Origin of the sequence: Synechococcales cyanobacterium T60_A2020_003 (assembly GCA_015272205.1) — a bacterium.
Lineage (GTDB): Bacteria > Cyanobacteriota > Cyanobacteriia > RECH01 > RECH01 > JACYMB01.
In genome coordinates this window covers 1-19709 of the sequence record JACYMB010000149.1, presented here as the reverse complement: position 1 = coordinate 19709, position 19709 = coordinate 1, and the positions used below count along the sequence as shown (strand labels likewise).

General features: G+C 51.7%; 18 protein-coding genes, 1 tRNA gene and 1 pseudogene. 9 read left to right on the top strand and 11 right to left on the bottom strand.

Going from position 1 to position 19709, the window contains the following annotated elements; translation table 11 throughout:
* Positions 1–18: 18 nt before the first annotated feature.
* Positions 19–1506, bottom strand: a complete 1488-nt coding sequence (locus IGR76_08095; protein MBF2078467.1) for a site-2 protease family protein — start codon at positions 1504–1506, stop codon at positions 19–21.
* Between the two features lie 301 nt (positions 1507–1807).
* Here IGR76_08095 and IGR76_08090 point away from each other — a divergent pair, with 301 nt between their 5' ends.
* Positions 1808–2560, top strand: a complete 753-nt coding sequence (locus tag IGR76_08090; GenBank protein ID MBF2078466.1) for an MBL fold metallo-hydrolase — start codon at positions 1808–1810, stop codon at positions 2558–2560.
* Here IGR76_08090 and IGR76_08085 read toward each other — a convergent pair.
* The 3 genes from IGR76_08085 to rplI all read right to left on the bottom strand — a co-directional run bounded on the left by IGR76_08085 (position 2557) and on the right by rplI (position 4770).
* On the bottom strand, positions 2557–2949 hold the full coding sequence (locus IGR76_08085; GenBank protein ID MBF2078465.1) for a VOC family protein: 393 nt from the start codon (positions 2947–2949) through the stop codon (positions 2557–2559). The two genes, IGR76_08090 and IGR76_08085, sit on opposite strands and share 4 nt — an antisense overlap.
* Before the next feature lie 15 nt (positions 2950–2964).
* Positions 2965–3930, bottom strand: coding sequence for an aldo/keto reductase (locus IGR76_08080; protein MBF2078464.1), 966 nt, complete (start codon positions 3928–3930; stop codon positions 2965–2967).
* A gap of 372 nt (positions 3931–4302) precedes the next feature.
* A complete protein-coding gene (rplI, locus tag IGR76_08075) occupies positions 4303–4770 on the bottom strand; it encodes a 50S ribosomal protein L9 (protein MBF2078463.1) in 468 nt (155 codons plus the stop codon).
* 589 nt (positions 4771–5359) lie between these two features.
* Here rplI and IGR76_08070 point away from each other — a divergent pair.
* Positions 5360–5584, top strand: coding sequence for a hypothetical protein (locus IGR76_08070; GenBank protein MBF2078462.1), 225 nt, complete (start codon positions 5360–5362; stop codon positions 5582–5584).
* 97 nt (positions 5585–5681) lie between these two features.
* Here IGR76_08070 and pgsA read toward each other — a convergent pair whose 3' ends face one another.
* Positions 5682–6206 carry a CDP-diacylglycerol--glycerol-3-phosphate 3-phosphatidyltransferase gene (gene pgsA / locus IGR76_08065; GenBank protein ID MBF2078461.1) on the bottom strand — a complete coding sequence of 175 codons (525 nt, stop codon included), beginning with the start codon at positions 6204–6206 and terminating at the stop codon, positions 5682–5684.
* A 475-nt stretch (positions 6207–6681) separates the two neighbouring features.
* Between pgsA and IGR76_08060 the strand changes: the two genes are divergently transcribed.
* The 3 genes from IGR76_08060 (at position 6682) to IGR76_08050 (ending at position 8989) form a co-directional block, all read left to right on the top strand.
* Positions 6682–6885, top strand: coding sequence for a hypothetical protein (locus tag IGR76_08060; GenBank protein MBF2078460.1), 204 nt, complete (start codon positions 6682–6684; stop codon positions 6883–6885).
* Positions 6886–6890: 5 nt separating this feature from the next.
* Positions 6891–7316 (top strand): VOC family protein, encoded by a 426-nt coding sequence (locus IGR76_08055; protein ID MBF2078459.1) that lies wholly within the window; start codon positions 6891–6893, stop codon positions 7314–7316.
* Between the two features lie 113 nt (positions 7317–7429).
* Positions 7430–8989: a B12-binding domain-containing radical SAM protein gene (locus IGR76_08050; GenBank protein MBF2078458.1), complete on the top strand. Its 1560-nt coding sequence runs from the start codon at positions 7430–7432 to the stop codon at positions 8987–8989.
* A gap of 21 nt (positions 8990–9010) precedes the next feature.
* On the opposite strand, the gene IGR76_08045 is transcribed toward IGR76_08050, so the two are convergent.
* Both IGR76_08045 and IGR76_08040 read right to left on the bottom strand, forming a co-directional pair.
* Complete coding sequence (locus IGR76_08045; protein MBF2078457.1) at positions 9011–10444, bottom strand: competence protein ComE; 1434 nt, start codon at positions 10442–10444, stop codon at positions 9011–9013.
* Positions 10445–10578: 134 nt separating this feature from the next.
* Positions 10579–10952: pseudogene (locus IGR76_08040) on the bottom strand (hypothetical protein).
* 234 nt (positions 10953–11186) lie between these two features.
* Between IGR76_08040 and IGR76_08035 the strand changes: the two are divergent.
* Together IGR76_08035 and aqpZ are read left to right on the top strand one after the other, a co-directional pair.
* Complete coding sequence (locus IGR76_08035; GenBank protein ID MBF2078456.1) at positions 11187–12353, top strand: cysteine desulfurase; 1167 nt, start codon at positions 11187–11189, stop codon at positions 12351–12353.
* Between the two features lie 496 nt (positions 12354–12849).
* Positions 12850–13602: an aquaporin Z gene (gene aqpZ / locus IGR76_08030; protein MBF2078455.1), complete on the top strand. Its 753-nt coding sequence runs from the start codon at positions 12850–12852 to the stop codon at positions 13600–13602.
* Between the two features lie 163 nt (positions 13603–13765).
* Here the strand turns inward: aqpZ and IGR76_08025 are convergent, their stop codons facing one another.
* Positions 13766–14548 (bottom strand): hypothetical protein, encoded by a 783-nt coding sequence (locus IGR76_08025; GenBank protein MBF2078454.1) that lies wholly within the window; start codon positions 14546–14548, stop codon positions 13766–13768.
* Positions 14549–14718: 170 nt separating this feature from the next.
* Positions 14719–14802, bottom strand: a tRNA-Leu gene (locus tag IGR76_08020).
* Positions 14803–15050: 248 nt separating this feature from the next.
* Between IGR76_08020 and murA the strand changes: the two genes are divergently transcribed.
* Positions 15051–16409, top strand: coding sequence for a UDP-N-acetylglucosamine 1-carboxyvinyltransferase (gene murA / locus IGR76_08015; GenBank protein ID MBF2078453.1), 1359 nt, complete (start codon positions 15051–15053; stop codon positions 16407–16409).
* A 165-nt stretch (positions 16410–16574) separates the two neighbouring features.
* Positions 16575–18629 (top strand): magnesium chelatase ATPase subunit D, encoded by a 2055-nt coding sequence (bchD, locus tag IGR76_08010; GenBank protein MBF2078452.1) that lies wholly within the window; start codon positions 16575–16577, stop codon positions 18627–18629.
* 104 nt (positions 18630–18733) lie between these two features.
* Here the strand turns inward: bchD and IGR76_08005 are convergent, their stop codons facing one another.
* Positions 18734–19210 carry an NAD(P)H-quinone oxidoreductase subunit N gene (locus IGR76_08005; protein MBF2078451.1) on the bottom strand — a complete coding sequence of 159 codons (477 nt, stop codon included), beginning with the start codon at positions 19208–19210 and terminating at the stop codon, positions 18734–18736.
* A gap of 253 nt (positions 19211–19463) precedes the next feature.
* Positions 19464–19709 (bottom strand): hypothetical protein (locus tag IGR76_08000; protein MBF2078450.1); only part of this gene is annotated, 246 nt, incomplete at its 5' end.

Genomic DNA, 19709 nt, shown 5'->3' with positions numbered 1-19709 from the left:
GACTCAACCCCTACAGCATTAGTAAAAAAGCTGGATTATGGCAGGGGGAGCAGGCAGCACAATCATCACCAACAGCACCAAAGCGAGTAACCCCAAGGCATCGCGCCCATTGTTCAATTCGCTCACGTCATTGAGGGCAGGCTCATCCACGGCAGGAATGAAAAATAGCAAGATCGCCCATAGCAAATATTCGTGCTGCACCATCGATAGGGCAAGCACCAGTAATCGCGTGACCTGACCAATCAACGCCCCAGTGCGCTGTCCAAACATCGCGTGAACGATATGCCCACCATCCAACTGTCCAACGGGCATCAGATTCAGTGCTGTGATGATTAAGCCTAAACAGCCTGCGATCGCCACTGGATGCAGATTCAAGGCACTTTCTGCGGTTAGCTGCGTACCCAAGGCAACCTTACTCAAAAGCGCCAGCATCAGCGATTCCGTAGGTTGCAGGGATGTGAAGTTTAAGATGCTGGAGGTTTCTGTTAGAGGCACCACGTCAGACTGGAGCAATCCCCAGATCAGCAGGGGAACCGTCACCACGAATCCCGCTAATGGCCCTGCAATCCCGATATCAAACAACGCTTTACGGTTTGGCACCGGAGACTTCATTTGAATAAATGCGCCAAAGGTTCCGAAGGGAAAGATCCCGGCAGGAGGAACGGGAATAAAGTAGGGCAAGGTCGCCCGCACACGATGAATTTGAGATGCACAATAATGCCCCATCTCATGCACACCCAAAATGGACAGCAGCGATAAGGCGTAGGGCAATCCCGTCAAGAAAGTGGGGAAATCCTGAGGAAGTTCAGCCCCTACTAATCCAGTCACTCCCATACTTCCCGCCAAAGTGGTTGTGATCAGCGTTGCACCCAGCAGTCCTAACATGACAGCGGGTCGTGCAGTCTGCTGCTGGGGGTCATTGCGCTTCGTAATCAGCGGATTGGATACCAGGGCAAAAAATGGGCGGCCATTCATGCCTTCTTGAAACACGACCAAAAAGCGATCGCCAAACTGGGCTTCAATATTCTCGCGAATGGTGCGATAGGCGACTTCCGGCGAGGTACGCAGCTTGCCGCGACACACCAGCGCCTGGGGACGATACTCAATATTCTGAAGATAAAAAACAGACCAAGGGAAGCAATTTTGTAAGACCTTCTCCTCCGTCTTTGTGATTGGACGAATGGCGTTACTCGTCGTTGATTCACCGTCCTGAGCCATCAACGGCGAGGCTTCCCCGGAGGATTGGGCTGCCGTTACAGGACGTCCCATTTGCACCAACATCCAGTAAATGAATGGGCACACCACAAATGGAACGATGAGCAAGAGCATCGGCATTGACTCAACATTGCCTGTAACTAGCACCCAAGCCGTCCAGATAAAGGCAGGCATCATCATCACTAGCCAAAGCAGCCAGATGGGGGTGCGGGTCAGACCCGATGCGCTCCGGCGTACAGCTACGTAGGTAAGCGCACCTAACAAAAATAAGATCAGCCAGAAGAGACTCATGTTGTGGGGGGAACGGGTTCGATGGACGTTAATCCTTCAAAAACAGGGATTTCATGCTTAACTGCACAATCAAAGTGGGGAGGAACAGAACTTCACGATTCAGCACTATTTCTCTGCTATCCAAAACAGAGACTCTCCACTACCAGGATACCGTCTTCACGGGAAGTGTCGCATCGGTCTACTCGGTTGAGACGATCGCCCCCTGTTTCGCAAAGCCCGATCAACTGCGGATCTCAGAATCTTTTAGGATGGGAAGGTCAAGAATTCTCAATATTTGTTAGCGCATCTTGAACCGATTGTCATGACACACGTTTCCCCCAGCCCAGATTCCACCACTGCCCAGGAGCGATCGCCCCATAAAACGCCGCGTCTAGTCTTTGAAGAGCACTCCCATTCCAATGACTATGCGATTTTTGCCTTCCCACCGAACCGCCATACTCTTGGGGGAACCGCCTACTTCATCGTGAACCGCACCCCCAATGCCCACGGGCGATCGACCAATCTTTTGATCGATTGTCCCGCTTGGACGGAAGAACATCAGGCGTTTATTGCACAGCATGGAGGCGTTCAAACCCTGATGATTACCCATCGAGGGGCGATCGCCCAAGTGAAGGAAATCCAGGAGCAAACGGGGTGTGATGTAGTCATTCAGGAACAGGAAGCCTACCTGTTGCCCAATCTTGCGGTCCAATCTTTCCAGAATGAAATCAGGCTTGGGGCTCATACCTATGCGTTTTGGACACCCGGACACTCACCGGGATCGGCCTGTGTGTATGACGATCGCCACGGGGGTGTGCTGTTTACCGGACGGCACTTGCTCCCCAATGCCCAAGGTCAGCCCGAACCCCTGCGCCTCTCCAAAACGTTTCATTGGCCTCGCCAACTCCGCAGCGTGCAGCAGATACGCGATCGCTTTGCTGCCGATACCTTCAGCTACATTTGCCCCGGAGCCAGTACGGGATTTTTGCGGGGGAAGCGGGCGATCGCCCATGCCTATGCTGAGTTGATGGCACTAGATCTAGATGCCTATCGTCAGAAAACGCCCTTCATCTAAGCGGGATTGACGATCGGGTTGGAAAGTTCAATCAGATTGCCATCGGGATCACGAATGTACAGAGAGGCAATCGCCCCTTCTGCCCCTGTCCGAGTCACGATCCCCTCTTCAATGGGAATTTGGCAATGTTCCAAGTGTGCCTTGACTTCCGCTAGGGGTGTGCGCGTGATCAAGCAGAGATCTTGGGAACCGGGCGTGGGCGTTTGTGCGTGGGGTCGGTGCGATCGCCCATACTCGTGCAAATTGATCTTCTGCCGTCCGAATCGAAGGGCAAGGCGATCGCCACCGAAGATAACCAACTCCATACCCAGCACTTGGGTGTAAAACTCGCAGGTGGCCTGACAGTTCCGCACCGTCAGCACCAGGTGATCCAAGTGGTCAATCTCAATCATGGCCATTTAGGGTCAAGACGCAAAATCCCACATGATTGGATTATCGTCCAACGGTTCCGTCACCGTTCGCCCAATTGCATCGATCGCCTTCAGATCCTCCGCCGAAAGCTGCACCGTCATGGCCTTGGCATTTTGCACCGCTTGATCAGAATTTCGGGCTCCGGCGATCGCCTGAGTCTGGGGCTGAGCCATTAACCAAGCCAACGCCAACTGCGCCAAAGTACATTGATTCCGCTCCGCAATGGGACGTAGCGCATCCAAAGCATCCTGCACCCGCTCATAGGCATCGCCGTGAAACAGCTTATTTTTAGCGCGAATATCGCCTTCTTTGAGATGGAGATCCCGCCCAAACTTACCGGTCAGCAACCCCTGAGCCAGGGACGAGTAGGCCAGAATCGAAATGTTTTGCTCAACACAAAAGGGCATCAAGTCCCGTTCAATATGCCGCCAGAAGAGGGAATACGGAGGCTGAATACTGTCAATTTGTCCGTACTGCATCGCCTCCTTGAGCTGTTCCAGAGAAAAATTGGACACGCCGATCGCCCGAATTTTGCCCTGTTGTTTCAGATCCGTTAGCGCCTGCATCGTTTCTTCAATCGGCACTATCTCGCTGTTGAACGCCCCAGACGGCCAGTGAATTTGGTACAGGTCAATATAGTCAGTCTGTAGATTTTTGAGTGACCCTTCACAAGCGCTGATGACCTGGTCATATTTCAGATGATTGGCAAATACCTTCGTAGCATAGACAACGCGCGATCGCACCTCCGATAACGCCTGCCCCACGATCCGTTCAGAATAGCCTTCGCCATAGACCTCCGCTGTATCGATCGTGTTGATCCCCGCCTCCACAGCAGACCGTATGGCCTGAATCACTGCTTGATCTTCAATATCGACCCACCCCCGCTTACCAGCCTGCCACGTTCCTAGAATCACGGGCGTAATTTGGATATCGGATTGTCCGAGCGATCGCCTATTCATGGTCAACCCACTAATCTGCACTACAGTTCCTCTCGATATCGTATCGAGGGCGGCATAGGCTGTCATCTCTCCCAGCGCTGAAGATACCGGAATTCTAGATTTCAAGTCCTGAGTGCATCAACCCCAAACGGGGCTAACACAAAAACTGCAAGGACAAACCATGAACGATTCACAACACAAGCATCAGAATACAAAAGCAGCCACCCCATCCCAAAACGGTGAGTAGCTGCTATGAAGAACGTCTGCCCTGGTTTGTAAAAACATCGGAGACTGATATTGTCACAGCCTCCAACCCAAAAAGCAGGATATATCTCCCTGGCAAGTGCGGACAATTTGCCTAGAGAAGAGAATGGATGTGTTCAGGCGCGGAACTTAAGCTTCAGCGTCTTCCACAACCTGAATTGTCAAATCCGCCGACACGTCTGGGTGAAGCTTGATTTTTACCTTGTAGCTGCCCACTTTGTTGATATCGGGAACGGTGATTCCACGACGATCAATGTCATATCCGGTTTTCTCTTTGATCAGTTCAGCAACCTCACGATCGGTCACAGTTCCAAAGATGGATCCCTTCTCGCCCACTTGCTTGACAACATCAAGGGAGCCGAGCTTCTCAAGCGCTGCCTTCTGAACTTCAGCTTCCCCTTTTAGCTCAGCCAAACGCTGACGCTCGGCCTCACGACGACGCTCCACCTGCTTCAGAATGCCGGGGGTGGTACGCACAGCCATGCCTTGGGGCAAAAGATAATTTTTAGCGTAGCCTGGTGCAACTTCAACCAAGTCGCCATCGCGTCCAAGCTTGCTAACGTCCTGGGTTAGAACCAACTGAATTCGTTTTGCCATAACTTTACTACCCGCTACCATACACACATCCCATTCCCGCCAGCACCTTGAGACTACCCAAAATACTTTTAGTGGCGGTAATAACCAGAATCACTATTTTATCGAACAAGGTCGTGCGATCGCAAGCCTAAACATTGAAAGACGTTGCAAGAACTATCTTGAAACCTAGCGACGCAAGGGGTGCGGAGGAGTGCGAAATTTTGCGTGTTTAGATTTAAGTTGGCAGTGCACCACACAAACTTTGAGGCCGTCAGCCCATCCGTAGCGCAGCGTCGGAAATGGAGTAGGTGTCGCACCCAACTCTCGGCTATCCGTTAGCGTTAGCATCTGCGTAGGATCCATTGGTTCAGATAGAATCCAAGCGCGTAGTGATTGAAATCACCAAACATACCGTCTTGGACGGTCTAAACGTGATCAATATCACTTCTAAAAAACCTGACGATCACAGTTCCTGCGCCTTGGGATCGGTGATTATTAAGACTGAAACAAAGCGATCGCCCTTAAGCTTATTACGGATAGGGTTTTACATCCATTTACCATCATTGACTGCCGTTTTTTCTGCTTGATGCTTTTCCACCCTGGCGTCCTAATGATTCCCCAAATCCTGCCCTTACCCTGCGCGATTTCTGATATTTTTGCCCATGCCACAGTATCCGGGCAAATTACTGTAGCGGATCGCTACGGGCTAATGGCAGCAATCATTTCGGACTCCCTATCCGACGAGGATCGGCAAGCCATTGATCGCCTGCTGCATGCAGCTCGACGTGGGCGTGTACAGGTTGTGGATGAATTATCAGCCGTTTCTCAACCTTGAGTCATCGTTTCCTGTAGGGTGGCGAAGGTTCGCTCGTTGTAGTCTTCTGATCCACCTAATTCTGTACACACCATTCCCTTGGCTGTGCTCTTTCGGGCTACGGCGTTGATGCCCTGGATGAGGGTTGGGGAAGGAGGTAGATCACTCCCGAAACCCACGTGAGCAAAACCGACACCCAGAAACAGATCAGCACAATCGGTGTCCAATTTGGTGCAAGAGGCGCAATTAGGAGGGCGATCGCCAGCATTTGGCTAATGGTTTTCAACTTACCCCAAATATTAGCGCCCGAAATCTTGGTTTGGTTGACCCGCCATCCAGCAATGGTTAGCTCCCTCGCCAGGATCAGAAAAACGCCCCAAGCAGGCACCTGTCCCACCTCGATCAGGGCTAGGAGAGGCGCAAGCACCAAGAGTTTATCGACTAGAGGATCCAGGAACTTCCCCAGATCGGTCACCTGATTTAACCGTCGCGCCAGATAGCCATCTAGCCAATCAGTACCTGCGGCCAAGAGAAAGATGGCTAGCGCAATCCAACGCATTTGATTTGTGGGATCGTGCAGCAGGTAGAGGAGAATGGGAACACCCAGCAATCGTGAAACGGTGATCCAGGTGGGTAAATTCATGGCGATCGCGTCCAGAAGATCGGCATGTTCAGCTTATCGCATTCAAAGCCGCGATCGCCTCACCCTGACTTCAGGACATGGCTCCTCGATTTGCGAGCGTGGTGTGGATTTTCTAGCGTTACTGGGCGATTGCAGGTTGGGTTGTGAGCCTTTTTTCAGTAAAACCATCAGCGGAATGCTAGCATAGTACAGCCTCCTAAAGTTTCTCCTAAAGTTTAGTAAGTGTAGATCTACAAGCGCTGATACGCCTTGGATAAATTACTAGATCTACTGTCCAGCCAAGGTTTATAGGTTTTCAAAAGTTCTGGTTTCGAACGTCTCGGTCTCATCCAGCAATAGGTTAACTACTTACTTCTCAGGTAAGGCTGACTTAATTTTGCTGCCCTGCTGTTGGTATTGGTATTGCGCCAACAAAGGGCGATCGCAGCAATACAACGAGAAATTCACAACGTTATAGAAGAGTGGAGACATTTTGATGAGTTATTACAAAGAACGGCTCAATCCTTGGGTCGTGGTTCGCTGTTTGCCGGATAGTCAACCTGTCACGATCGCCCGATTCCGCAATTTGGCCGAAGCAGAGGGGCGTCTACGAATCCTGCAACAAATGCGTCCCCATGACCGCTTTGCTGTCGCTTTCGAACCTCCCAATCCAGAAGGTGTACCCCAGCCCACCCTGTAGTCCCTATGGTTGACGTTGGCCTGACCCATATTGCCTTGCCTGTTCAAGACACCCAACGCAGTATCGCGTTTTACAGTACCTATGCCGCTATGCAGGTGGTGCATCAGCGCATCGACTCAACAACAGGCAAGACAGTTGTTTGGCTCTCAGACCGGACTCCCCCCTTTGTAATTGTGCTCATCGAGAGCAATCCCGTCGATCCGGTTCTGATTCCCTTTGCCCACCTTGGTGTTGGGTGTGAAAGTCGTGAGGCGATGAATGATTTGTGCGATCGCGCTCGAACGGAAGGAATTTTGATTCAAGGGCCAACGGATTCCGACTATCCCGTTGGCTACTGGGCTTTCTTACGCGATCCTGACGGACACACCTTAGACCTCTCCTACGGGCAAGAAATTGGCCTGTCTGTAGAAGAAGCGTTTCCAATGCCTTGAGGTATCCCTCGATGGGTTAAAGCGGTTTCAATTCTCCACAAACTGACACAATCATTAACAGGAAAACTTTAGAATGGGCTAGACTGCACAGCAAACCTTCAACCGTACATCCCATGAAAGCGCTGCTAGTATATCCTCTTTTTCCGAAAACCTTTTGGTCCTACGAAAAAATTCTAGAGCTTGTTAACCGCAAGGTTTTACTACCTCCCTTGGGATTGATTACCGTTGCCGCAATCCTGCCGCAGACGTGGGAATTTAAGCTCGTTGATCGCAACATTCGCGAGGTCACAGACGCAGAATGGGAATGGGCAGATGTGGTGATTATCTCTGCCATGATTGTCCAGAAAGCGGATATGTTAGATCAGATTCAAGAAGCCAAGCGGCGAGGCAAACCCGTAGCCGTCGGTGGCCCCTATCCCTCCTCAATGCCGCAGGAGATGGAAGCAGCCGGGGTTGATTTCCTGATCCTGGACGAAGGCGAAATTACCCTTCCGATGTTTGTAGAAGCGATTGAAAGCGGCGACACCAGCGGTCGCTTCAGTTCTAATGGGGAAAAGCCGGATGTCACCACAACCCCAATCCCGCGCTACGAATTGCTGGAGATGAAAGCCTATGATTCAATGTCGGTGCAGTTTTCGCGGGGGTGTCCATTTCAGTGCGAATTCTGCGACATTATCGTGCTCTACGGACGCAAACCGCGCACCAAAACTCCAGCCCAACTCCTTGCTGAGTTGCAGTATCTTTACGACTTGGGCTGGCGTGGCGGCGTATTCATGGTGGACGACAACTTCATCGGCAATAAGCGCAACGTAAAACTATCGTTGAAAGACCTAAAAGATTGGCAAGCGGAGCGGGGTTATCCCTTCCGGTTTGATACGGAAGCGTCCCTCGATTTGGCGGACGATGACGAGATGATCGATCTGATGCTGGAATGCAACTTCGCCGCAGTCTTCATGGGCATTGAAACCCCCGACACCGATAGCCTCCAGCTCACCAAAAAGTTCCAAAATACGCGATCGCCCCTGTTGGACTCCATCGACAAAGTGACGCGATCGGGCTTGCGCGTGATTGCTGGGTTCATCGTCGGGTTCGATGGCGAAAAACCCGGAGCTGGACAGCGAATTGTGGACTTTGCAGAAATTACAGGCATTCCCACTACCACGTTTGCTATGCTCCAAGCATTGCCGAATACGGCTCTCTGGCATCGCCTCGAAAAAGAAGGCCGCCTCCGCGAAAAAGACGGCAACATCAACCAAACCACGCTGATGAATTTTGTACCCACCCGTCCGGTTGAAGACATCGCCCGTGAGTACGTCGATGCGTTCCGTCAACTCTACGAACCGACGCAATATCTCAATCGGGTTTATCGCTATTTCCTAAAGCTGGGTGCGCCACGAGTGAAGCCAAAGTTCCAGATGCCGGAATGGGTGATTGTGCGGGCTTTGCTGCTGGTGTGCTGGCGACAGGGAGTAGTCCGCAAAACGCGATGGCTCTTTTGGCATCACCTATTCCATATTTTGATCAAGAATCCTGCCGTGGCGGAGCAGTACCTGGCGGTGTGCGCCCACAACGAGCATTTCTTAGAATACCGCGACATTGTGAAAGCCCAAATTGAGGCTCAGCTTGCTGAATTGGAAGCATCCAAACCCCAGGAGGAAAAAGTAGCTGCGTAGAGCGAGGGGGGCGATCGCCCCTCACTTCAAACACTGAGCGGTGGTATCGTTCACCTTATCCTGCAGCCAATCCGGAACACCCAGTGTAGCGGAACTATACAGCCGCTCAAACTCTCGATGGAAGTGGGCGGCAACGGTGGGGTTATCGATGACCAAGACGGTTTCATCGTTCGTTGCATTGGCGGCATCGCTCCAGTTTTGCGATCCCGTAATCACCAGTCGTTGATCGACGACACCGAACTTGTGGTGAAGCACATCCCCCTCCACCAGTTGCGGCACACCGACGGTTTCTAGCCCTGGGTTCCAGGGAGCGTTGCCGTCTTCGTATTCACAGCTATCCCTGGGAAGGGCAACCCCCATCAGGTCTAGCGCTTCGCTGTAATCCCGGTAGATAAAGCCAGAATCCACTAACGCCCGCACCTGAACACCTTTTTGTGCTAAAGGTTTCATCGTATCCACCAGCTTTTGATCGGAAAAGACAAAGAGCGCAAGATCGGTGGATGTTTTGGCAGTCTTCAGCGCACGGCTGATCAGTCCGTTCCCGGTTTGCTCCCACGGTTGGGATGTGCTGGTGGGCGAAAACTGAACGGTGACAGTAGAGGTGGGCGTGAGGCGCACCGTTTGAGCCGGACGGTAGGGCTTTTGGAGGCCGAATTTGCTGGTGGCAGCGTGGTTGCCGACCTGTCCCCACATGGTATTGAACTCTTGGGTAAACAATGCCGCTACGGCTGGACTTTCGATTTGGACAAGGTGATTGACATTGCCCAAGCTGTCCTCTCGGAGAACATCGCCATGAATACCGCTGGTGGTAAAGTTCGCCGATCCCGTAATCACCTGCGTTTGGTCAATGATCAGAAATTTGTGATGCATTAAACCACTGCCCTTGGAACCATCAGCGGTATCGTCAATCACCGGAATTCTGGCGTTTTGGAGAATCACCAGGGCATCGGATGTGGCGGCTTCCTGGGCAGAAATTTGGCTGTCTCCATTGGTATCCGCGATCGCCACTAGTTCCGCATACTTCCTCCGTTCTCGCTCATCCAGGTCATTGAGCTGATTGACCGTTAGCTGACTCCAGGGCTGGCTGTAGGAATTTTCCAAAATGACGCGCACCTTCACACCCGCCGCCTGTTTTTCCGCTAAGGCATGGGCGATCGCCGGAAGCCGCAGTTCTTGAACAGCCATGTCAATCGAGCTTTGGGCACTGGCAATCCCATTCAGCAGAATTTGTTCTAAGTTGTCGCCCAATCGTTCCTGCTGTGTGTAGGGGTTGATGTAGCGAGAAGATTGGGCGTAGTTGAAATAGACCTGAATTTGGGGATCTTGGGGTAAGGGTTCAAGGAGCGCGACGAAAGCAGGCGTTTTCGTATTCCCCAGGGACAGTCCCCAGAAGATCAGCCCGCCCAAGATCAACAAGCCAACAAAGCGGAGCCATTTTGATTTGAGTAACTGCACAGTTCACCTAGAAATAATTGACGATGGAGGAAAAAGCCATTACAAAATTTGAGGGCGATCGCCCCCACTTTCCTATAGGTATTCCCAGTTTGGACCATGTTCTAACATCCAATCTCTACCAATTTCCAAACCCGCTAAAAGCGCAGATTTAGCAAGAAATCGGGGATTTGGAGAATTTTGAAATAGACCAACGCGAAAATCCCAACGGTGTACAAGGTAGCCCCCCCAACCCCATCCACAAATCTCGTTGAACATTTCGTTCCCCATCGGTCAAGAATACGTCCATCGCGCCAAATTGCATTATCACAATGCCAATCACATTCGAAAGCCAGTAGCCGACAATGGTTGCACCTAAAAACCAATCTGCGTTAACCCAAGACACCCCATAGCCAAACACAAGCGCAATCGGGAGGTTGAACACGAGATCGTTCCACCACGACAGGGGCGACAGCATGTAGCCCAGGCTTACAAGCAGAACTCCACGACATTTTTTCCAAAAATTGAGCATGGTTGGAACTGGTTATGGTTGAACGGGCGGCGATCGCGTAGAGTCCAACAAGGCAAGACCCTGAGCCGATCTTTTGCCACTCTGAGATCATTGGAACTAGGGTTTGCCGATTTGCTACATCTTGCAACAGCAATAGTAAAGATTATCCCCCACCTCCTGCGGAGAGTCCTCCGAGACTTGCCGAATATCGGTATCCTAAGAGATAGACGATGGACGGTTTGGGGGGTTTAAGCGATGCAAATCTATCTTGATTACAGTGCAACAACCCCGACCCATCCGTTAGCGATCGCCCGGATGCAACAGGTGCTTTTGCAGGAATGGGGCAATCCCTCTAGCCTGCACCTCTGGGGCAACCGTTCCGCCACGGTAGTTGAGCAGGCTCGGATGCAGGTTGCCGCTCTCATCAATGCCAAGACCGACTCTATCGTGTTCACCTCTGGCGGCACTGAAGCCAACAACCTCGCCATCATGGGCATCTCACGCCGATTCAAAGCGCCTCAGCACATGGTGATTTCCAGTGTCGAACATTCGGCGATCGCCGAACCCGTCCGGATGCTCGAAGAATGGGGCTGGCAGATCACGCGACTCCCGGTCAATACGCGAGGACAAGTCAACCCCGCCGATCTGCGCTCTGTGCTTCAGGCCAACACGGTTCTTGTCTCTATCATTTACGGACAAAGCGAAGTTGGAACTCTACAGCCCATTGAAGAACTCAGTCAAATCACTCGCGATCATGGCGTTTTATTTCACACCGATGCGGTTCAAGTAGCCGGACGATTGCCGATAGACGTGCAGAATCTTCCAGTCGATCTGCTCTCGCTGTCTAGTCATAAAATCTATGGCCCTCAAGGGGTGGGAGCGCTCTATGTGCATCCCGGGGTGACCCTTACTCCTCTATTAGCAGGGGGCGGCCAAGAGTTCGGGCTGCGGTCTGGCACCCAAGCGGTTGCGAATATTGCCGGATTTGGTGTTGCGGCTGAACTCGCCGCTCAAGAGATGGAAACAGAAACACTTCGGCTCATCCAGTTGCGCGATCGCCTATATTCCCAACTCGCTGATGTTCCGGCCTTAATACCAACGGGCGATCGCCGCCATCGCTTGCCCCATCACGTCAGCTTTTGTGTATCACCGGAAAAGGGCGAACCCATCAGCGGTAAAACCTTAGTGCGACAGATGAACCTAGCTGGAATTGGCATCAGTGCTGGCTCCGCCTGTCACAGCGGCAAACTGGTGGCAAGTCCAATCCTAACGGCGATGGGCTATGGCGATCGCCTTGCCAAAAGCGGTATCCGTATGACGTTAGGAAAATACACCACTGAAGCCGATATTGATTGGGTTGCACAGGTTCTCAAGCAAATCTTAGATCGCTTGGTGTATGCCCCTAGCCTTTCCAGAGCCTAAATACTTTAGCCTCTATCACAACATGCACGTTTTTTAGGTGTAGTCGTAAGTTTAACTTGGCGTCTTAAACTCTATTTGTTCACTGAAACCGCAAGTATTCTCTTCAATTGAATCCACCAATCTTACAAACTTGCACCATTTTATGCTTAAGTTTGAGGCGGTAAAATCATAATTTTAGAAGCGAGTCAAGGCCAATAGGTACGGCTTTTTGATACCAATTTCCAGTATTTCAGCTACACATGAAAGGCTGAAAACCCTGACCTAGTAACGCATTTACCACTCAAAACTGAAAATTTCTCCTTCGGAGACGTGTCGCGAACAAAACTCAAAATTGGTATGAGGTGGACTTTACGCATTTCAGTCATATAACTTTTTCTTAATCTACGTTTTCAGATTTTTATGGGAGAATTTAGTCCTGAATTTTAGGTTGCGCCTACCTCAAGTTGGCTTTACGCTGATTGACGAGTAAGACAAATAAAAAGTAAGGAGTGTGAAAATGCCGCTTACGAAACGCTGTATTGCCGAGTTTTTCGGTACGTTTTGGCTTGTGTTGGGAGGATGTGGTAGTGCTGTTTTAGCAGCAAACTTTCCCTATGACGATGCAACAAATGCGCTTGGTATTGGCTTGCTAGGTGTTTCTCTAGCCTTTGGTTTAACTGTTTTTACAATGGCCTATGCCGTTGGTCATATTTCTGGTGGTCACTTTAATCCAGCCGTATCCTTCGGTCTCTGGGCAGGCAACCGTTTCCCGAGTTCTGAATTATTACCCTATATCATTGCCCAAGTTTTGGGAGCGATCGCCGCAGGTGGCATTTTGCTGCTGATTGCCAGCGGTCGTGCAGGGTTTGAGTTAGTTGGCTCGAATCCTTTGGCAACAAACGGCTATGGTGCACATTCCCCCGGTGGATATGGCTTGTTCGCCTGTCTCATCACTGAAATTGTAATGACCTTCTTCTTCCTAATCGTCATTCTCGGTGTAACGGATAGCCGTGCTCCCAAAGGGTTTGCTGCTGCTGCAATCGGTCTTTGCTTAACGTTGATCCACTTAATTAGCATCCCGGTTACCAACACCTCTGTAAACCCTGCCCGGAGCACTGGCGTTGCTATCTTTGCAGGCACCGAGCTATTCAGCCAGGTATGGCTCTTTTGGCTAGCACCGATTGTTGGTGCAATTATTGCCGGGTTTGTATACAAGGCTCTTTTTGAATCCATCGAGAGCCCTGAGAGAAGCCTTGAGGATGTTCTCTAACTCAAACGTTCTTTCGCCTAATCTGAAACTCGAATTCTTCGGACTTTAAAAAGGTGCGTCAGAATTATTCAACCTGACGCACCTTTTTGATAGGGCAGACAAAGCTAAACGCTGCTCCCATATACGTCCGTGACAATGGATTTTCCCTGCTACTTCCCTACTGCTATTGAATGCCAAATTCAGGCTCGTTGTCATTGACCATAATGGCGCACGAACCATCGTAGGCAGAGGTGAATACCTTAACCGTTATATCCCCCGAATAAAGGTAGTTTGTCCCGTCTGCGCTGGGCATCGGTGTTACAGGCACACCTTGAAGCCATGTCTGATTCTGGTCACGATTACTGATATCCATGAGGGTGCGATCGCCCTGGCGGTAAAGGTAGGCGATATCCGGAAACGCCCAGCAGGTTACAACCGCCTCTGGATTGGGCACAGGTTGTGGCAAAGGAGTAGCCGTAAGAGGGGGCACTGTCGCAATTACAACTTGGGTTGCGGACTCTGTCATGCTGCCGACCGTCAGGGATGCCACCGCCGCATCAACGCTGGATTGGAAGACGGTAACGGGTACATCGCTGCGAACAGTCGTGTAGACATATCCTTCGGGATGGGCCATCGCAATCACTTCTAGATCGCTGAGCCATAACGTCTGTGCGCGACGATCAAAGATATTCATGATTAGATCGCCATTCCGGGGGAAGATCCGAACAGAATAGTGTTCTGTATGAAAATTTAGAACCGCCGGATCTTGAGCCTGAGCCAGCCGTAGCATGGGTTGGGGAGCAATCGCAACGGGCACAGACCGTAAGGGTACTGCTTGAGCAGATACGGCAAATAGAGCGATCGCTGACGCCAGAATAGGAGTGGAAATACCAACGTTTTTCATAATCTGTCCCCGAAATACCGTCGTTGAGTGAGGTAAAAGCATCCAAGCAATCAGCTTTTTCACCCCATCTCAACCCTAGCGTCCATTATGCCAAGACTTACCCGTCATGGGTTTAGTTGCACACAACGTAATGTCACACTGCGTTCCTTCATCATTAGCGGTGACGTCTTTAAACACACAGAGGACGATCACAGACTAGTGCGATCGCCCTCTCCAAGATTTAACCTTACCTATGCGGAACCCGGGACTTGAACCCGGAAGTCTTTGCAGACACTAGAACCTGAATCTAGCGCGTCTACCAATTCCGCCAGTTCCGCTTAGCAGCGTATTACCACTGCGATTCATCATCGTCGCTTAAAACAAGCATTTCGTCAAGCTGTTTTCGAATTCCATGTATCCAATCTGAAGATTTCGATTAAGCCAAACGAGAAATGCACGGGAACTGCACAAAATTCAGCTAACGTGCTGAGCTGAGATTCCATCGATATCCACTGGACATCTATAAGATTTCCGGTAGAATCAAAACCAATTTGAGTTGATCTGGCTTGTCTAGGAGGATAGACCCATTACTCTCTCTGCAAATTCACCAACATCATCAGCCCCCCTCGGCGGTAACAACCTTGTACTAAAGGTTTGGGGCAAGTCGCCTCTGAGTGGACAAGTTAAGATCAGCGGCGCAAAAAATTCAGCCTTGGCACTGATGGCAGGAGCAATTCTGTGTCCGGGCGAGTGTCGGCTCTACAATACGCCAAGGTTAGTTGATATCTCTCGCATGGGAGAAGTCCTGGCAGCATTAGGTGTGAAGCTCAATCACCACGATGAAATTTTAGACATTGATGCCTCCCACATTAGCCAGACCCAGGCTCCCTATGAGTTAGTTAGTCAACTCCGAGCCAGTTTTTTCATTATTGGGCCTCTTCTTGCCCGCACGGGTGTCGCTAAGGTTCCCCTACCCGGTGGATGTGCCATTGGCGCAAGACCTGTTGATCTGCACGTGCGCGGGTTGCGATCGCTCGGCGCAGAAGTCCATATCGATCACGGTACAATCAACGCCTTCATCCCTGGTAACCGCAAACGTCTCCAAGGCGCAAAAATTTATCTAGACTATCCCAGCGTCGGTGCTACCGAAACCCTGATGATGGCCGCCACCCTGGCTGAGGGCGAAACGATTATCGAAAACGCCGCCCAGGAACCCGAAGTGGCAGACTTAGCCAACTTTTGCTGTGCCATGGGAGCGCAAATCCGGGGGGCTGGAACCAACACCATTGTGATTAACGGTGTCCCTGAACTGCACTCAACGGAATACACCGTCATTCCCGATCGCGTTGAAGCGGGCACGTTCCTTGTGGCTGGCGCGATTACCCATTCCGATATCAGTCTGTATCCCGTTGTACCCGATCATCTCGCTGCCGTCATTGCCAAGCTCAAAGCCGTCGGTGCAGAGGTTTTGACAGAAGGAGCTGATCGGCTCCGCATCCTTGGACAATCGACCTATCGCGCCACCGATATTGAAACTCTCCCCTATCCCGGTTTTCCCACAGATATGCAGGCTCAGTTTATGGCGCTTCTGACCCTCTGCGAAGGTAACAGCATCGTCACAGAAACCGTGTTTGAAAATCGGTTGCGCCATGTAGCAGAGTTAAGCCGGATGGGAGCCGATATCCGGGTTAAAGGCAACAATGCCGTTGTGCGGGGGGTTCCGTCCCTGTCCGGTGCGCCTGTTGTGGCTACCGATCTGCGGGCTTCGGCAGCGCTTGTCCTTGCAGGGATGGCTGCTGAAGGGGTAACCACCATCCAAGGACTCCACCATCTGGATCGGGGCTACGATCGCCTAGAAATGAAGCTGCAAATGCTGGGGGCAAAGCTTGAGCGAGTTCCAGCAGATGTTGAAGCTGCCCTACCTAGCGCCGTTTCGTTAACGTAGAGTGCGATCGCCTCGTTGGCTGCATCAACCCTAACCCTGAACCAGGAGAATCGGTAACGGTGATCCTGGTTTATTGCTATGCTGAGAAACTGAGTCTTGGTTGCGTATCCAGCACGGAATGACCAGGATGGAAACCAGCATGTGGGTCTGAATGCGATTGTTATGATGTCTGCAAATGTCTCTTTGGAGAGTGCTTCGAGTCCAATGGCGTTTCCCCTAACGGCGATCGTGGGGCAAGAGGCAATCAAATTAGCCTTACTCCTGGTTGCGGTGGATCCAGGTTTAGGCGGCGTCGTGATCGCTGGACGACGGGGAACCGCAAAATCTGTGATGGCACGGGCAATTCACGCCATCTTGCCCCCCATTGAAGTTGTAGATGGAACCTGCTGCAATTGCGACCCCACCCGTCCCGATGAATGGGATGACGACACCCTTGAGCGATTTGCAGACCAGTCCTTGGAAACGCTCCCCACTCGTATCATTCCTTCTCCGTTCATCCAAATTCCCCTCGGCGCAACGGAGGATCGTCTGGTAGGTTCGGTGGATGTCGCTCAATCCATCAAATCTGGCGAAACCGTTTTTCAGCCCGGACTTTTGGCGGAGGCCCATCGAGGCGTTCTATACATCGACGAAATCAATCTTTTAGATGACCAAATTGCCAACCTCTTGCTGACCACGCTCACGGAGGGGCGCAACGTCATTGAACGGGAAGGCATTAGCTTCCAGCATCCCTGCAGACCCCTGTTGATTGCGACCTACAACCCCGATGAAGGGGAACTGCGTGAACACCTGCTTGATCGAATTGCGATCGCCCTTTCAGCAGATATGGTTCTGGGGCTGGATCAGCGGGTGGAAGTTGTGGATCAAGCGTCCCGCTACGCCGACTCTCCACAGTCCTTCTTACAGCAATACGACGAAGAATTAGACGGACTGCGAACCCAGATTGTCTTGGCACGCGAATGGCTAAAAGATGTCCAAATCCGTCCAGAACAGATTGAGTATTTGGTAAACGAAGCCATCCGGGCAGGAGTGCAAGGTCATCGCGCCGAACTCTTTGCCGTGCGTGTCGCCAAAGCCCACGCTGCCCTAGATGGCCGCACAGACATTAATGCTGAAGACCTCCGCCAAGCCGTAGCCTTAACAATTGTGCCCCGGGCAACGGTTGTCCAAACACCCCCTGAAGAAGCACCGCCGCCGCCGCCACCACCGCAAAATCGCGAAGAGTCGGATCAGGAGCAAAACCAGCAGGAGCAGCAGCAAGAGGAAAACGAAGACGACAACGACCAGGACGAAGCACCGGAACCAGAGTCACCCAACGTGCCAGAAGAGTTTGTCTTTGATCCAGAAGGGGTGATCCTGGATCCCAACCTGCTCTACTTCTCGCAGATGGCCAACCGCCAAGGCAAATCGGGAGCCCGCAGCATTGTCTTCTCAGACGATCGCGGACGGTATATCAAACCAACGTTGCCCCGGGGGGGAGTCGTACGCCGCATTGCGGTAGACGCTACCTTGCGGGCGGCAGCTCCCTATCAGAAAGCGAGACGCCAACGCCAGCCCGATCGCAAGGTAATCGTCGAGCAAGGCGATATTCGCGCCAAACGTCTCGCCCGCAAAGCCGGGTCGCTGGTGGTGTTTGTGGTGGATGCCTCTGGTTCAATGGCGCTAAACCGGATGCAGTCTGCGAAAGGTGCCGTTTTGCGGCTGTTGACAGAAGCCTATCAAAATCGGGATCAGGTCGCCCTGATTCCGTTCCGGGGCGAGCAGGCTGAGGTACTGTTGCCTCCTACTCGCTCCATTGCGGCAGCTAGCCGACGGTTGGAACGGATGGCCTGTGGAGGTGGATCCCCCTTAGCCCATGGATTAACCCAAGCGGTACGGGTGGGCACCAATGCACGGCAATCGGGTGATATTGGCCAGGTCGTGATCGTGGCGATTACCGATGGACGGGGCAATATTCCCCTAGCGCGATCGCTCGGCGAGACTATTCCAGAGGATGAGAAGCCCGATATCAAGGCAGAGTTACTCGACATTGCTGCTAAGATTCGGGCTGCCAATATGCAGTTTTTGGTCATCGACACCGAAAACAAGTTTGTGTCTACAGGCTTTGCCAAGGAATTAGCGAAGCAGGCAGGCGGCAAATACTATCACCTGCCGAAAGCCAATGACCAGACGATTGCTGCTATGACGCGAGGGGCATTGGCGGATCTGAAGTCGCGCTAAAAGTTTGGGGGCAACCCACCATAAGTAAGCGCCTTGGAACGGGGTTTCCTGTCCGAGGCGTTGCTTCTCTGTGAGATGTGAGGAGACTTCAGCAGGGAGATGATTTAAGCGGCGATCGCCACATCCTGCAAGGGCTTCCAGGAAAAGGTGCGATCGCCCCCCATTTCCACCACAACTTTAATCCGAGGTTCCAGGGTGGGCAGCGTTGCTAAAAACTCTAGTTCTTGACGAGAAAGAATTATCCCTTCCATCAGCCACAGCACAAGCCCCTTTGAGGAAGGAGACAATGTCTCTAGCTGGTACGTTGCCATGGGAGGAATATAGTAACGATAGCCAACCGCTGCATCACTGCTTAACCCCTTTTTGCCTAAGTGGGGAGGACGCACACCGTGGACGCTTAACAAATAGGATGACAAATCTCCTAGTCCACGTGCCGTGATCTGCAGGACGCTATACTTCGCTGCCCGTAACCGACGGAGGTATCGTCCTTCATGACCACCTTCCAATGGAACATACACGCCCAGCGCACCAGACGCTTCTAAATCTCGAATGAATGGCTTGCCAGTGGTAATGAGTGCCATAACAAAGAATCCTAATGGTGCTGAACAGGGTTCGCTTGCGGCTCAGTGGTAAGCAATCGCTGTGTAAGTTTGGAACCTTACCTCGGCCAATCCGGGACAGTCAAGATCATGGCTTACTCCAGACGTTTACCCTCGCCTACACAATGGATATTATATAGGACTGAGGTCAATGGAATCGGGGCAAAACGGTTCACCTGTCGATAGAGATTTCTGAACACCAGAATAAGTTTAGCTAGCAGCGCATTTGCCAGGTCTAAGCCTGAGTCTCTAAATAACTGAGAAAATCAAGCAGTTCCGGATAGCTGAGCTGCTGACGGCTGCGTTTTCCATACACCGCTTTGAGATGCTCTCGCCCTTTGGTCGCGTTCCACCCCAATCGCATCATCTCTACATCAATTTTGGCAATGATATCCGAGTAGTCCTGCGCGTCTTGGGGTTCGGATGCAGGAGGTTCAACGTCCTTGGACTTCGTGGCCTTTGTCGGTTTAGCTTTTTTCGT

What these genes read in the sequence shown, in the direction of transcription:
- IGR76_08095 (MBF2078467.1), bottom strand. Translation starts at nt 1,506, where the DNA reads ATGAGTCTCTTCTGGCTGATCTTATTTTTGTTAGGTGCGCTTACCTAC.
- IGR76_08090 (MBF2078466.1), top strand. Translation starts at nt 1,808, where the DNA reads ATGACACACGTTTCCCCCAGCCCAGATTCCACCACTGCCCAGGAGCGA.
- IGR76_08080 (MBF2078464.1), bottom strand. Translation starts at nt 3,930, where the DNA reads ATGAATAGGCGATCGCTCGGACAATCCGATATCCAAATTACGCCCGTG.
- rplI (MBF2078463.1), bottom strand. Translation starts at nt 4,770, where the DNA reads ATGGCAAAACGAATTCAGTTGGTTCTAACCCAGGACGTTAGCAAGCTT.
- IGR76_08070 (MBF2078462.1), top strand. Translation starts at nt 5,360, where the DNA reads ATGATTCCCCAAATCCTGCCCTTACCCTGCGCGATTTCTGATATTTTT.
- pgsA (MBF2078461.1), bottom strand. Translation starts at nt 6,206, where the DNA reads ATGAATTTACCCACCTGGATCACCGTTTCACGATTGCTGGGTGTTCCC.
- IGR76_08060 (MBF2078460.1), top strand. Translation starts at nt 6,682, where the DNA reads ATGAGTTATTACAAAGAACGGCTCAATCCTTGGGTCGTGGTTCGCTGT.
- IGR76_08055 (MBF2078459.1), top strand. Translation starts at nt 6,891, where the DNA reads ATGGTTGACGTTGGCCTGACCCATATTGCCTTGCCTGTTCAAGACACC.
- IGR76_08050 (MBF2078458.1), top strand. Translation starts at nt 7,430, where the DNA reads ATGAAAGCGCTGCTAGTATATCCTCTTTTTCCGAAAACCTTTTGGTCC.
- IGR76_08035 (MBF2078456.1), top strand. Translation starts at nt 11,187, where the DNA reads ATGCAAATCTATCTTGATTACAGTGCAACAACCCCGACCCATCCGTTA.
- aqpZ (MBF2078455.1), top strand. Translation starts at nt 12,850, where the DNA reads ATGCCGCTTACGAAACGCTGTATTGCCGAGTTTTTCGGTACGTTTTGG.
- bchD (MBF2078452.1), top strand. Translation starts at nt 16,575, where the DNA reads ATGTCTGCAAATGTCTCTTTGGAGAGTGCTTCGAGTCCAATGGCGTTT.
- IGR76_08005 (MBF2078451.1), bottom strand. Translation starts at nt 19,210, where the DNA reads ATGGCACTCATTACCACTGGCAAGCCATTCATTCGAGATTTAGAAGCG.